General features: G+C 38.6%; 15 protein-coding genes and 1 riboswitch. Of the genes, 8 read left to right on the top strand and 7 right to left on the bottom strand.

The window, feature by feature from the left end:
* Positions 1–247: 247 nt before the first annotated feature.
* Positions 248–862, top strand: a complete 615-nt coding sequence (locus ABE099_RS13530; protein ID WP_430031558.1) for an HD-GYP domain-containing protein — start codon at positions 248–250, stop codon at positions 860–862.
* A gap of 60 nt (positions 863–922) precedes the next feature.
* Here the strand turns inward: ABE099_RS13530 and ABE099_RS13525 are convergent, their stop codons facing one another.
* From ABE099_RS13525 to ABE099_RS13510, 4 genes are read right to left on the bottom strand one after another with little or no spacing between them, the layout of a single operon-like run.
* On the bottom strand, positions 923–1,735 hold the full coding sequence (locus ABE099_RS13525; RefSeq protein ID WP_430031555.1) for an ABC transporter ATP-binding protein: 813 nt from the start codon (positions 1,733–1,735) through the stop codon (positions 923–925).
* Positions 1,736–1,752: 17 nt separating this feature from the next.
* Complete coding sequence (locus ABE099_RS13520; protein WP_430031552.1) at positions 1,753–2,502, bottom strand: ABC transporter permease; 750 nt, start codon at positions 2,500–2,502, stop codon at positions 1,753–1,755.
* A 14-nt stretch (positions 2,503–2,516) separates the two neighbouring features.
* Positions 2,517–2,810: a thiamine-binding protein gene (locus ABE099_RS13515; protein ID WP_430031549.1), complete on the bottom strand. Its 294-nt coding sequence runs from the start codon at positions 2,808–2,810 to the stop codon at positions 2,517–2,519.
* Between the two features lie 51 nt (positions 2,811–2,861).
* Positions 2,862–3,878 carry an ABC transporter substrate-binding protein gene (locus ABE099_RS13510; protein WP_430031546.1) on the bottom strand — a complete coding sequence of 339 codons (1,017 nt, stop codon included), beginning with the start codon at positions 3,876–3,878 and terminating at the stop codon, positions 2,862–2,864.
* 107 nt (positions 3,879–3,985) lie between these two features.
* Positions 3,986–4,099: riboswitch (TPP riboswitch) on the bottom strand.
* Positions 4,100–4,441: 342 nt separating this feature from the next.
* Between ABE099_RS13510 and ABE099_RS13505 the strand changes: the two genes are divergently transcribed.
* Both ABE099_RS13505 and ABE099_RS13500 read left to right on the top strand, forming a co-directional pair.
* Positions 4,442–4,642: a cold-shock protein gene (locus tag ABE099_RS13505; protein ID WP_009223993.1), complete on the top strand. Its 201-nt coding sequence runs from the start codon at positions 4,442–4,444 to the stop codon at positions 4,640–4,642.
* Between the two features lie 210 nt (positions 4,643–4,852).
* A complete protein-coding gene (locus ABE099_RS13500; protein ID WP_210090432.1) occupies positions 4,853–5,086 on the top strand; it encodes a cold-shock protein in 234 nt (77 codons plus the stop codon).
* 272 nt (positions 5,087–5,358) lie between these two features.
* Here ABE099_RS13500 and ABE099_RS13495 read toward each other — a convergent pair whose 3' ends face one another.
* Positions 5,359–6,006, bottom strand: a complete 648-nt coding sequence (locus ABE099_RS13495; protein ID WP_430031542.1) for a response regulator — start codon at positions 6,004–6,006, stop codon at positions 5,359–5,361.
* A gap of 11 nt (positions 6,007–6,017) precedes the next feature.
* Positions 6,018–7,181, bottom strand: coding sequence for a sensor histidine kinase (locus ABE099_RS13490; protein WP_430031538.1), 1,164 nt, complete (start codon positions 7,179–7,181; stop codon positions 6,018–6,020).
* 373 nt (positions 7,182–7,554) lie between these two features.
* On the opposite strand from ABE099_RS13490, the gene ABE099_RS13485 reads away from it, so the two are divergent.
* The 3 genes from ABE099_RS13485 to ABE099_RS13475 are packed head-to-tail and all read left to right on the top strand — an operon-like array spanning position 7,555 to position 10,725.
* Positions 7,555–8,490 (top strand): ABC transporter ATP-binding protein, encoded by a 936-nt coding sequence (locus tag ABE099_RS13485; RefSeq protein WP_430031535.1) that lies wholly within the window; start codon positions 7,555–7,557, stop codon positions 8,488–8,490.
* A gap of 11 nt (positions 8,491–8,501) precedes the next feature.
* Positions 8,502–9,629, top strand: a complete 1,128-nt coding sequence (locus tag ABE099_RS13480; protein WP_430031532.1) for an ABC transporter permease — start codon at positions 8,502–8,504, stop codon at positions 9,627–9,629.
* Positions 9,622–10,725 carry an ABC transporter permease gene (locus ABE099_RS13475; protein ID WP_430031529.1) on the top strand — a complete coding sequence of 368 codons (1,104 nt, stop codon included), beginning with the start codon at positions 9,622–9,624 and terminating at the stop codon, positions 10,723–10,725. The genes ABE099_RS13480 and ABE099_RS13475 overlap by 8 nt, the downstream gene beginning before the upstream one ends.
* Before the next feature lie 13 nt (positions 10,726–10,738).
* Here the strand turns inward: ABE099_RS13475 and ABE099_RS13470 are convergent, their stop codons facing one another.
* Positions 10,739–11,233, bottom strand: coding sequence for a CcdC family protein (locus tag ABE099_RS13470; RefSeq protein ID WP_430031526.1), 495 nt, complete (start codon positions 11,231–11,233; stop codon positions 10,739–10,741).
* A gap of 169 nt (positions 11,234–11,402) precedes the next feature.
* Here ABE099_RS13470 and ABE099_RS13465 point away from each other — a divergent pair, with 169 nt between their 5' ends.
* Both ABE099_RS13465 and ABE099_RS13460 read left to right on the top strand, forming a co-directional pair.
* Positions 11,403–12,467, top strand: coding sequence for a lactonase family protein (locus ABE099_RS13465; RefSeq protein ID WP_430031523.1), 1,065 nt, complete (start codon positions 11,403–11,405; stop codon positions 12,465–12,467).
* Between the two features lie 59 nt (positions 12,468–12,526).
* Complete coding sequence (locus ABE099_RS13460) at positions 12,527–14,554, top strand: tetratricopeptide repeat protein (RefSeq protein ID WP_430031590.1); 2,028 nt, start codon at positions 12,527–12,529, stop codon at positions 14,552–14,554.
* The last annotated feature ends 15 nt before the right edge of the window (positions 14,555–14,569 follow it).

Raw genomic sequence — 14,569 nt, 5'->3', positions numbered from 1 at the left:
GCATAATTGTTATTGTACGACAAAGGGTCTACTACTTAGGTATAGTCTGCATAAATATACTATGCTGATGCTTATAAAATATATAGCACAATAGTGTCTAATTGTAGTTATACCCGCATACTTTTGTCCTATACATAATGAAGGTGACATCGTATTTTGTCGCTATATAGTACAGGATATTAAGAGAATTGCTTTAAGCAATGCACCATAGTAGAAATAATAACTAGGTCTGGGAGGCAAACACGTGATGGTTCCAACCAAAGATATAACACAATTGTATCTAAATAAAGAGCCAGATGCAGAGCATTGGGTGAATATGCTGCGCCAAAAGCATGCCGAAACATATCAGCACTGTATTCGAGTGGCTATACTTGCTGAGAAAATTGCTGAACCGCTTGGATTAAGTGAGGAAGATAAGAGAAAGCTAATTCGAGGTTGTTTTTTACATGATATTGGCAAAACGATGATTCCTCGGGATTTAATTATGCAAACTCAACCGTTAAGTAAGGAGCAGTGGAATATTATTAAGTTGCACCCATTGCTTGGTGCCGAAATCATGGAGGAACAAACCGGTTTTGATGAAGAAATCATCAATATTGTTCATTATCATCATGAGCGATGGGATGGTTCGGGTTATCCCGCTGGACTACAGGGAGAAGATATACCTTGGTTTGCTAGAATCTGTAGTGTAATAGATGCATTTGATAGTATGCTGTCAGATCGTCCATATGGAACGAAGCTAACCCCAGCTGAAGCGAAGCTAGAGCTTCTGAGACATGCGGGCAAGCAGTTTGATACTGAAGTTGTACATGCTTTTATGACCTTAACCGACCAAACGCTAAATATCTATTCGAGAGATTAGTCTAAAATAAAAGGAAGGTCCCCACTTTATATTTTGTCATAAAGTGGGGACCTTCCTTTATTATTTTTTGATCTGCTGTTGTTCTTGTCTCATCCAATGAGATATTTCCTGTTTTAATTGTAAAAATAAAGGATTCGTTTCTAGCTCCTCTTGTCTAGGACGCCCAAATGGGACATCGATAACCTGAAGTACACTTGCAGGTCGATTGGATAACAAATAAATTTTGTCAGATAACATTAAAGCTTCATCAATACTATGTGTAATCATCAGGACAGAACGCTGATGCGATTCCCATATGTCCAACAACCAACGTTGCATATCCGCCCTAGTTAAAGCATCTAATGAGCTAAAGGGCTCATCTAGACACATGATTTCCTGTGGGGCCAACATCCCTCTTAAAAAGGATATACGCTGCTGCATACCACCAGATAACATATGCGGATAAGCTTTTTCAAAGCCAGCCATCCCAGCTTTATCCAGCCAGTCAAGCGCTTCCTGCTTCGAATTTGGACCTGTAGTCCCAGCGATTTCTTGCGCCAACAATAAGTTATCTAATATATTTCGCCATGGAAACAACGCGGACTGCTGTGGAATATAGCTAATATGGCCTCGTTCCCCATTGATTGTTTTCCCTTGAAGTTTAATTTCCCCTTCTTCTACAGGCATTAAGCCACCAATGAGATGAAACAATGTACTTTTACCACAACCTGAAGGTCCGATGATGGATACGAATTCTCCCACTGACACGCTTAAACTAATGTCATTAAGCACATGGAGCTTTTGCTTGCCTTGCTTAAAGCTTTTGTGTACATGATTAATTTGTAGCAAAGGGGAAACCTCGCTATGAGAATTACTGTGATTTGTTATATGCATAATTAGTCGCCTTCATCCTATTTGTGTTCTTGTGGTTTATAACGAATGATCCATTTTTCCAATAAGCTTATAAGTGCAAACATGGCTAAACTGATGAGAACGATAATACAAATGCCTACAAAAATACGATCTGTACGAAAAGATGACTTTTGTAGCAATAAATAATATCCGATTCCTTTATTAGCTCCGATCCATTCTGCCACTACAGCCCCCATCACACTATACGTAGCCGCAATTTTAATGCCCGAAAAAATCATTGGTAGTGCAAATGGGATTTTTAACTTACGAAAAATATCAGCCTTGGATGCCCCAATCATTTTCATGTAGTTTAGCATGATCGGATCAGTGCGATGGAGACCATCTAAAGCAGCAACAGTAACAGGGAAAAAACATACGAGTGTAATAATGATAATTTTAGGCAAAATACCAAAGCCAAACCAAATCATAAGTAAAGGGGCTAAGGCGATACTCGGAATATTTTGACTTAAAATGATTAACGGATAAACGCTTGCTTTCAAAAAAGGAATATAATCCAATAAAAATGCAACAAGTAAACCAAAAGCTGTTCCTATTACAAAGCCGATAAGCATAAGCTCCAGCGTAGCTTGTGTATGCTGCCAAAGACTGTATGCGCCAGTACGTGCTTCCTTCATAATATCGGTTGGACTTGGCAAAATCCATTTCTCGATTTGAAAAAAATCAGTAGCAAGCTCCCACGCTATAATAAACAAGAGGACCGCCACGATGGGCGGCCAAATATTTTTCATAAATTGCGAAGCTTTCATGGACGGTATTTCTCCGTTAGCTTATCCATGCTTGCGCCTTTAGGATTGTACAAAATTTTCACTTGAGAAATGACACTATTGCTGCCAAAGGCAATTAAAGCTTCATTCATTTTAGCTACGATTTGAAGAAGCTCTGATAATTCGCCCTCCATTGTAGTTTCAAGCGGACTTACCTGATATTTGACACCAGAGTTTTGAATCACTTTAATTGCTTCATCCACATAAGGGATTACATCTGCACCACCTGGAGTTTTTGGAATAACCTGAATACTTAATAATGCGTTAGCCATGAGTCAATACATCCTCTCTTTATGTCAAAAGTATATTGATTTTTAGACTGCTTATTTTTGAGGTAAAAAATCATTTGTAAAGGCTTGATCTGTATCTAGCTTTTTATCTAACAAACCTCTTTCAAACATCCAATCGGAGTAATTTTGCCATACCTCACGTTTTTGCTCACCCCAACGAGGTGCATCATCTTGGTACTTAGGACTTAGCCATTTTTGACTTGCCTTAACTAGTTTTTCATCTAAGTCAGGAACTGCCTTTAGTAGCATTGCCGCGGATTCATCTGGATGCTTGATTGCATATTCATATCCTTTTGTAGTTGCTCTCATAAAGGCTTTTACCAGATCAGGGTCATTTTTGATGGTTGCTTCATTACTAACAATGACTGGTGTGTAGTAATCTAGACTTGGCGAATAATCTTTAACATATAACATGTTCAAAGCTTCCCCGCGTAGCTCTGCTTCAATGCCTGTCCAAGCATAAAAAATCCAAGCGAAATCAATATCTCTTTTTACTGCGGTAAAATAATCTGCTTCACCAATGCTCACAATATTAACCTTTTTCACATCGCCTTGATCTAGATCCATAATCGTTTTCATAACAGCTTCTTCAACAGGAGAACCCCAGCCACCATAAGTTTTACCTTCAAAATCCTTAGGAGATTTAATCCCCTTGGCAACGGGTGCAGCAAAACCTGAGGTGTTATGCTGAATAACGGCTGCGAGTGACACTAATGGAACACCTTGAGTACGCCCTTGAGTTACATTTTCTTGAATGCTAACCCCAAAAGGCACCTCATTTGAAGCGACCATAGCATCAGATCCACCTGAACCTGGTAAAACAATCTCTACATCTAGACCTTCTTCCTTATAGTAACCTTGCTCCTTAGCTACATATAACCCAGTATGATTCGTGTTAGGGCTCCAGTCCAATACAACCTTAACTGGTTCGAGTGTAGCACTACCATTAGATTGCCCAGAACCTTCATTTGTTGGCTTGGTTGCTGAATTGCATGCTGCTAATACAAAAACTAGACAACCAATAAGCAGTAAAGATATTCTTTTGCGCACTGATGCTTTCGCTCCTTCGTTTGTGTGATTTCCGCATAGTTATCTATTTTTGCCGAAAAAAAGCACCCTTATCTAAGGGTGCGGTAGGTATGAAGTAATAAATTAACATCCATAATTTAACAACTTCCTACGCTGGCATTACCCAGATCAGGTTTAAGGGTCAGTATCTTCATACGGGATACACTCTCAGCCGGCCAATTCCAGCACCCCTGACTATAAACTGCGGATTACATTGCCATTATAGTGTGAATGCGATGTTCTGTCTAGCTGGTAATTTTGATATGTCAAATAAAATTGTAAAATTTTTATTTTTTTATTTTACGCTCAGCATTTGCTTTTTATTGTGGGGGAGGCTATAATAAGGTAAAAGCGTATTCACACATTGAAAAGAGTTACACTCTTAGTAATGGAGCTTTTTTCAATATGTGAATTTTTTTATAGTAGTGGAAACGTCCTATTGGTTTAAAGCTTATAGGTATTGTTTTTTACGAGCGGTATAAGAAAAGGAATTTTCTTATATTTTTAAAAAAGGATCATGTTAATATTTTTTAGGAGGTACCCTCATGGAAACAGGAACAGTTAAATGGTTTAACGCTGAGAAAGGCTTTGGTTTTATCGAAGTTGAAGGCGGAAACGATGTATTCGTACATTTCAGCGCAATCACTGGCGAAGGTTTCAAAACTCTTGACGAAGGACAACGTGTACAATTCAATGTTGTTCAAGGCAACCGTGGACCACAAGCCGAAAACGTTGTAAAATTGTAATAAAACATTAGACTGCTCTTGACGCAAGTTGGGAGCAGTTTTTATTTAAGACCTAGACACTACAGTTTGCAGCAAAAAGTCGAGGAATAATTTCCTTTTGGATTGCATATAATTTCTATGTGAAACGGTTGTCGCACTTTTAAATTGAGCGATGAACACCGTTTTTAATTGTTTTGTGGGGTTTATCAATACCTGAATAGGGGGATAAAGATGAATTACCGTAAGAAACCGTTAGAAGAAATTCCTGAGGAAAACACTGAAATTTGGTCTTGCAGCAACGATGATTGTAATGGATGGATGAGAGATAACTTTACATTTGACTACACACCTGAATGTCCACTTTGTTCGTCTACTATGGTCAAAGGAACAAAGCTGTTACCTCAATTAGTTAACACCAACGCTGATCAAAAATCGCTACCTAAAGGCGTCAAGATAGATCAATAACATAATTTTTTATAAAATGAGCAGTCCAAAGCTAAGGTTATTCCTTACTTGGGCTGCTTTTTTATAATGAATCGTTGCTTAGTTTTAAAAAATACTTTTATCAAAATGCAGAGTGTAGCGGAGGGACAGAGAGATTTCCAAGATCGTCTTTAAAGACCAATTCTGACCTCTAAAATATTATGAAAAAAATTGGGCTTTAACAGCGATCGTAGGAACTCTCTGTTTCGTAGCGTCTGCCACCGCCATCAGTAAGTATTTTATATGTCCTAGCTTCATTTCATTTTTAAATACATAATTGCAATTTGTGTCCGATCCCGTACACCCAGTTTGCTTAAAATATCTGTAATATAATTTTTGACGGTGCCTTCACTTAAAAATAGTTTACTTGCAATTTCTTTATTGGACATGCCTTCAGCGATAAGCTTGACGATATTAAACTCCGCAGCCGTTAACTCCTTTGCCCAGTCGTGTTGATGCTTTACTGGGGAGGAGGGACGTAACAGTCCGGATAGCTTGCGAGCAATATCAGGATGAATGAGCATGCTACCACCATTTACTGTCTTGATCCCTTGGATAATACGATCAGGTGGAATGTTTTTGAGTAAATAACCACTTGCTCCATTACGCAACGCTTCAATAATAAATTCATCATCATCAAATGTTGTGAGTATAAGTACGCTAATATTTTCATTTAGTGCTTTTACCTTTAATGTCCCTTCCACACCATCACAGATTGGCATACGAATGTCCATTAAGACGACATCAGGGAGTTCAGGTAGTATCGAGATCGCTTCTACAGCATCGTCCCCATTGCTTCCAGTACCTACAATCGTAATCTCTGAATCCATTCCAAGTAATAAAGTAAGACTTTCTCTAATGAATGGATCATCGTCAACGATGAATACATTAATTTGTGACATAGCTACGCTCCTTAGTTTCCTTCTGGCAATTTATGAATAGGTAAAGTGGTTATAACTGTAAAATGCGGACCAAGCTTGAAGCTTAAAGACCCTCCAGCAAGCTGGCATCGTTCTTTCATTCCTAATACGCCTAACCCTCTCAATGTTGTAGGATGATTCTCATCAAACTGGCTAGGGATAAGACCGTCATTCATCACACTCATTACAACACACTGTTGTTGATAAACAATTACAATTTTAACCTCACTTGGTTGCCCATGCTTTAGTGCGTTAGTTAATGCCTCCTGAGCATTTCGATAAAAAATTAAATCCTGACTCGGATATAAAGAAGTAGGAGTACCTTCCACATTAAGAGAGGTCTGTACACCTGACTCTCTCCCAACCTCCTCTAATAAATTACGCAAGGACTGAATGAGATTGGCATGACTAAAAGGACGTAAACCACGTACGGTTGATCTCATCTCATCTAGACCTGTGGATAGCTGATCCCTTACCTGCTGGAACAGGCCTACCGCCTTATCAGGCTGTGTTGGCATGATTTGTAGCGCTGCATCTGCCATCATTTTGATACGTATCAGTCGGTGACCAAGCTGGTCGTGGAGCTGCTGAGAGATTCGGCTACGCTCTCCTGCTTGGGCTACATCCTCGACCTGTTTTGCAAATTGAAGTATCTGTTCTTTACTATCGTTTAATTCAAAATGCTGCTCTTTAAGATAATCATAATGCTGATAAAGCCCCTTCAGTTCTTTATAGTAATAGTCCAAAATGGCAACTACTGCAATGAACAACAAAATCACAATATTAATAATGAAAAGAAAGGATTTATTCCAAAGTACATAGTTTACTGCAAGCAGATGAATCCCCGTAACGATAACTTGCTGAACACGCGGTATATTTGAAGGTACATAACTAAATACGGGCGCAAGCACCAGCAGGACAATTGATAGACCATATTGCTCAACAAGCCAAGTCGTTATTCCGATTTCCATTAATGAAAATAAAAGAAGTGTAGCTTGCTTATAACGTAAATGTCCAACTACAACAAAGGCAATATAAAGAAGGATATGGATCATATACATGCCTTGATTTGGTGCAGAAATTTGAAAAATACCTAAAAATAGTGTAACAAATACAAAAATGAATTTGAGCATATACAACACACTAGTTTTTATCATGATCTATCCCTAATTCCTTATAAAATCGAGAAAACTACTTTTTTTTAATAATTAGTGGATGACAATAAACCTGCAACTTGCGTAGGGACAAAGGATTCTGGAGAAGTGAAACGTTCGTATTTAAAACCGGATTTCAACATTAAGGATATTAATATCAGGAATCTGGTTTTAAGAGCGATCGAAAGAACCTTTGTTCCTTAGCCCTCCACCTACATTATTGACATCCACTAATTTAGGTCTGCCTCATTATAGCACAACTCGTTCTTGGAAATGAGGTGACTAAAGTCATCTTACATTCATGACAAAAGAGAGCTTTCAGCGCAAATAGGATTTGCTACAATCAACTTACTAAATGTTAACGGGGGTTATGACAATGTCATTTGTGAAGGTCAATCAAGTAGTAAAGCGATATGGAAATAAAGTGTCCGTAGACCATCTGAATCTTAGTATTGGACAAGGTGAAATTTTTGGATTGTTAGGGCCGAATGGAGCAGGAAAAAGCACAACGATTAATATGATTGTTGGACTGTTAGAGCCAGATCAAGGAGAAATACAAATCGATGGCTTATCTATACAAAAAAATCCGATGGAGGTTAAGCGCAGCATCGGCTTAGTCCCACAGGACATTGCAGTATATGAAAATATGAGTGCATACGATAATGTTTCCTTTTTTGGAAAGCTGTATGGATTACGAGGGGCAATGCTTAAAGAACGTGTTCATGAGGCATTGGCTTTTGTAGGGCTAGAAGATCGAGGGAAGGAATTACCGCACACCTTCTCAGGCGGAATGAAACGAAGATTAAACATTGCTTGTGCGATCATGCATCGTCCAAAGCTGATCATTATGGATGAACCAACGGTGGGAATTGATCCACAATCAAGAAATCATATTTTAGAATCGGTTCGGGCATTAAATGAAATGGGCTCAACGATTATTTATACAAGTCACTATATGGAGGAGGTTTCAGCCATTTGTGATCGGGTGGCGATAGTAGATCAAGGCCATGTTATCGCTAGTGGAACACAGGCAGAACTACAGAGTCGCGTTGCGGATCATGAAAAGATTGTGATGAAGCTGACAGGGATTACTGCACAAATGCTACAGGAGTTAAAAACACATCCGCAAATTTTAAAGCTAGAGTCTCACGAGGAAGAGCTTAATATATATACAAAATCCTCACAGGCGCACTTACAGGACATTTTGTTTATATGTGCAAAGCATGAAGCAACCATTCATTCTGTGTCTTGTGAGCAGCCTACGCTTGAAACGTTATTTTTAAATTTGACCGGTCGTAACTTACGGGACTAATTGAGGTGATTATGGTGAACTTATGGACGATTACATGGTTTGAATTAAAACGATTAACACGTACACGTACTGTTTTGCTCAATCAGTTCCTATTACCAATGCTTCTAATTTTTATTATAGGAAGTGCATTGTCTAGTCTTTATACTACAACCGAAAAACCCCATGTTGATCCTATTTCGATTATGTTAATCAATCATAGTGGTAGTGATGACTTGGAAAAAATAGGTTGGAATCAATTTATAGCTAGTTCCGATGTGAAAGACCAGCTACATATTGTTCAAGGTAACAATAAAGAGGATGCGATTGCGCAGCTTAAGGAGCAAAAAATTGATCTAGCGATCATTATCCCCGCTCAGCTTTTTGAATCAGTTCAAAGCGGAGATAAGGTGGTATGGGAAATTATCGAAGGAAAAGATAGTACTAAAAATGAGATTGGTATGTTCATGATTGAAGGTTATTTAAAACAATTAAATGTAACGCTAGTTGATCAAAAAAATACTAGTTTTGTGCAGATGACAGCAATTAGTGATACGGGAATAAACTTTTCATCCTTTCAGATCTATGCCTGCTCCATGTTAACGATGTTTTTATTGTATTCAGGTCTGACTGCAAGTATTAGCTTGCAAAGTGAGCAGAAAAACAAAACCTTAGCTCGTCTAAAGGGAATGCCTGTCAGCTCCACTACTATTTTTATGGGCAAAATATTAGGCAATAGCGTCATGGCGATGATTCAGGCGACCGTCATTATTTTAGGTACACATTGGCTTTATGGTGTGAATTGGGGAGCACGCCCATTCTACTTAGTCATTATTTGCTTCCTTATTATTATCATTTCAATGCTAATGGCGACCGTTATTACTTTACTTGTTAAATCAAGCGCAACTACAAGTATTATTATCCAAAGCATTATCGTCGTTATGACCTTTGTTAGTGGAGGATTTAGACCAATCAATGATGAGTTTATTAGTAAATTAGGAGAATATACGGTGAATTATCATGCTTCGCAAGGCATTATGAATATGATGTTGACTGGTGATATGACTAAGATAGTTCATCATATTTCAATATTAGGGATTTACAGCGCAGTGATCCTCCTTATTAGCGTCATTGTGTATCGGAAGGTGGGTTATAATGAATAGTTTAACGATTGCATGGAACATGGTAAAAAGGACGATTGGTACACGTAAAGGATTTTTACTGCAAATTGTTCTTCCGAGTATTGTGGTTGCTGTATTAGCAGGATTTGTGGGTGGTGGTCCAGATTCCAAGTTTACGATTGCTTATGTTAATCATGAGCAAGATGGTATAGCTAGCAAATTATTAATTAGGCAATTAGCTGAAATAGAGAACTATGATATGAGAGAGTTCCAGACTGAAGCAGACATGAAAGATAACTTGCTGAGGTTTAAAGCAGGTTTGGGGATGAGTATTCCTGACAACTTCACTGAAGCTTTATTCGCGGGACAACAGTCACTCATCCCTGTTTATGAAATGGTTACAAGTCAAGATTCATATATGGCAAGAGTAAAGCTAGATAAAAATATCAGTATGCTACATTCGATAGCAGCGCAGAGTGAAATTTCAATTGCGAAGATCACTACGCAAAAACTTGATTTACAGTTGTATCCTAAAGAGGGATTATCACTCGTTACAGGTTTTACATTAATGTTTTTAATGGGGTTAGTCTCAAATACAGTTTTGCATATTGCTCAGGATCGCAGTCAACGCACTTTGGCAAGAATATATACCGCACCGGTGACATCATTTCAAATTACGGTAGGTAACTTTTTAGGGAGCTCATTTGTAGGACTGTCGCAAATTATTATTATTGTGCTGGTTAGTCGTTATGTTATGGGTTATGAATATGGAGTTGCACTCATGCCTCACATTTTAATTTTAGGTGTATTTATGCTCGTTACGATGGGGATTGCGAGTACAGTGGCAGGCTTTATACGTAATCCACAAAATATAGGGATGTTAAACAATTTGATTATTTTTCCCACTTGTATGTTAGGGGGTTGTTTTTGGCCAATCACATTTATGCCTGATTTTATGCAACGTATAGCTAATTTTGTACCACAAAAGTGGGCAATACAGGCTGTTGAAGGATTGTCTGCCGGGGATTCCCTCGACAGTATTGTAATCCCACTCAGCATTTTAGGGTTGATGGCGTTAATCCTGCTTACTGTAGGTTCAGCAATATTACGTCCACAGGATCGCAGCCGCAGCATGTAAAATAGAATGCATATTATTGACTATAGGAAGTAGTTCCCGTCATTTCTGTAAATTTGCGAAGCATAAAAAGTCGCCAACGTAAAATCATACCAAAGGCCAAAATAAAAAATACCGATCCCGTTTGTAAGACGGAAATATATTGTTCAACAACACCGTGTAGCAATAAACGAATGACTAATAGTCCAATCAAAATAAAAGCAAATTGAGGGGAACGCTTAGCATAAATATGTCCTTCCTCTACTTCAAAGTGTGTAGTGCGGATCAAAGGATAAGAAAAAACAAACCACCCCACTAAAAAAGCGATGAGCGCCCACAACACGGGAATGTGCATTTCAGGAGCTATGAACATAGCAAATCCAGTTGCCATTCCTACAGGGGGCATAATTATTTTTTTTATATTGACAGGGCGATGACTTGCTTTTAATCGGATTATAATCGCGGACACTGCCATTAAAATACCAACAATGGTCATAATAACGGGAAAATAGGGTGAATGTAAAAGGCTCATATATCGTCTTCCTTTCTTCAAGTTCAGCATGAATAAACTTATATATCCAGTAGCGAACATATTATAACATATCAAATTGAGTTATTATAATTTTAAGGAGCTTATAGAGGAAAACTTCGTTAATGCTGCTAAATAAGCTACTATTTATAAAATAGTGAGGGAAGTGAACATGTTGGAGAGACAGGTTACTTTTTATGTGGGAACTTATGCGCAAGAGGATGAGCAGGGAATTCATGTTTGTACGCTTGATACCGTTACGGGAAAGCTACAGCAAGTAAACAGTGTGGGTGGTGTTAAAAACCCCTCCTTTATTGCTTTGAATCAACAAAAGGATAAATTGTATGCGGTTAGTGAGGCTGGGCCAAGTGCTTTATATACTTATGACATAACCACGCCTCAATTAACCTCTCAGTTAACAAAAAATCAACCTGCATTATCCCTGAAAAGCCGCCTTCCGATGGAGGGACAAGACGCTTGTCATCTCACCTTAAGTCAAGCGGGCATCGTCTATGTTGTCCATTATTCTAGTGCACACATTTATAGCTATGCATTAGATGAAAAGGGTCAACCCCACCAGCTTCTTACACAAATTCAGCATCAGGGGGGAAGTCAAGTTGTTCCTGACCGTCAAGGGGATGCACATGCACATCAAATAATTTTAGACCCCACTCAGCAGTATGCGTATGTATCAGATCTTGGGATGGATGTTATCGTGCAATACAGCGTGGATGCAGGATTGTTATCGGAGGTTGGACGTGTAAAGCTACCCCCAGGAGCTGGACCTCGCCATCTTGTATTTCATCCTAAACTACCTTATGCCTATGGTATAAATGAGCTTAACAATACGATCACAGCATACGATTTTAATGCAGATACAGGCGCCTTAATGATAATACAGCACTTTTCCTCTTTACCTGAAGGTAGCCACATTGACAATATTGCGGCGGATATTCATGTTTCAGAGGATGGAACCTATCTGTATGGCTCCAATCGGGGAGAAGATTGTATCGTTAAATATAATGTAGACCCAAACACTGGCTTACTCCATTCACCAACATGGCATTCTGTGCTTGGAAGCTGGCCTCGTAATTTTGCAATCCAAGGGAAATATGTATTAGTTGCTAATCAAAATAGTAATGAAATTGTTAGCTTTCGGCGTGATCTCGTAACAGGGGAGCTATCACCAACGGGTCACACTCTCACCATTCAGACGCCAACCTGTATCATTTTTTAATATGTAAATATAAAAATTTATAGCCTTTGCACCACAAGAGGAATGACCTTTTGTATAATATGGTAGCAGAGGCTTTTTGTTATGGGAAAATGGAGAACTTACTTGCTAAAGAGGTGATGATGTTGAATAAATGGGAGCGACTAGGCATTGAGCCAACCAGCGATGTTAAGTTGATTAAGCGTGCATATGCTTCCAAACTAAAAATGTATCATCCTGAGGAGGATCCACAAGGGTATCAAGCGTTACGTGAAGCCTATGAGTGGGCGATGAAGCAAAGCCAACTACAGAGTAACACAGTTGAATTAGAAGAGCAGCCAAAGCCTTCTGAACAAGTAAAGTCTCCGATAAAGAGAATAGATATATTTGATGATACATCTTCTGTATATACTGAACCAACGCACAACAAGCAAAACAATATACCACCTAAACTTGTGTTAGATTTTAATAGGACACAAAATTTCGCTACGCCAGATGAAGCTGTAGCTGCATTTATACAGAAGGTCGCTAACCTTTATGATGATTTTTCACGTCGCATTGATGAGGCATGCTGGTTGGTTCTTTTACAGGATAAAGTAATGTGGAATATTTCAGTAAGTGAAAAACTTTTTAAGGAAATATCATATTTTTTAAATGAGCATTATTATTTACCCATTGAAATATGGGACATATTGAATCAATCTTTTGATTGGACTGGAACCTATTATAAAAACCCAAATGATTTTGAGGAAAGATATCCACAAATTTATAAACGTGTCATTCAACGTTCCCCAGAATGTTTATTTAACTATGCTGAGCTACTTCAAGCGGAGGAGCTAGAATATGACTCCTTTATAAAGATGCGAGAGGTGGCGTGTAGCGCCCTCCTAAATCATGAGCTTGAGGATGCCAGAGCATCACTGATTGCTGCGCAAGAGCAATTTGCAGATGACCCTGCTTTAATCCAATTAATATGCACTTATTGTGTAATGACGGGAGATTTACAATGGGGGCGAGAGATCAGTCAACAAGGAGCTGTAAAGTATCCAGACATACAAGAGATGTGGCTACATCGCGCTTATTTTAACTATCACTGCCATGAAGCGACGGAAGCTTTACAAGCTATTGAGCATGTTTTGCGTCTTACACCAGACCATACTGGCGCGTTAGCACTAGCCTTTCAATGTCATTTAGAATTAGATCAACTTGATCAAGCTGAACAAATATGTGAGTTGATGCTTTTACGAGTGCCTAATGATATTGAGGCAATTACTGGACTTGCGATCATTCGTGAACGTAAACTTCAAGCACTTCCCAAAGGAAATTCTAAGGAAAGAATGCAATTGCTTCGTCTTTTAGGGAGGGGGATGACATTTCGGCAACGTGTGCTTGAACTAATTAAAGGGTTGAAGCTGGCATGGCTGGTTATTATTGCAGCAGTGTTTCTGCAAAGCTTTGTTTATGTTGGGGTTAAAAATGACTTAGGCATGTCACCTTGGGAGTATATTCGTAGTAATGACGATGTACGTCATCACGTTCAACCTGTAGGCAATACGTCTGAGTTAAGTCAGGTATTTGAACAAAATAAAACGGTGAAGCTGGAGGTTTCGCAGTTTAAATATATTGGACTGAATCGAGTTTATCAAGGTAATATGGAAAAATTCGTGGATGCAGAGGAGAATACAACGAAGCAAACCAACCAACCAACAAAGGAGCAGGTAAAGCAGAACGAGCTACCTGAATCTGGGGTGGGTTATGTTTTTATTGGTTATGTCGGCAACGAATCTATCCTTGTAATCACAAACAATATAAATAATATAAACAATACGAGTAATGTAACAATAGTAGGCAGACCTAAGCTATTAGCTAGTTCTATTTTAAATAAGGCTTTTGGAGCATGGGCAAGCTTGGGGTATGGAGAAAAGCGCAATGCTTCCTATGTGCTTGATCATCCTGTTAGTGAATTTTATATTGATACACAAGCTGATTTGCGTGGGGATTTCAGGCAATTAGCGTATAAATGGTCCCCTTATATCGTTATATTAGTGCTGATGTATTGGTTTATATTTAATCAGATCCGTAATTTATGGCGTTGGCTGAGGTATGTATAAGAGGTTTGTATAAAT

This window comes from Paenibacillus turicensis, from assembly GCF_050461185.1.
In the GTDB taxonomy this organism is placed as follows: domain Bacteria; phylum Bacillota; class Bacilli; order Paenibacillales; family Paenibacillaceae; genus Fontibacillus; species Fontibacillus turicensis_A.
The sequence above is the reverse complement of the archived record's forward strand: the minus strand, read 5'-3'. Positions and strand labels throughout refer to the sequence as shown.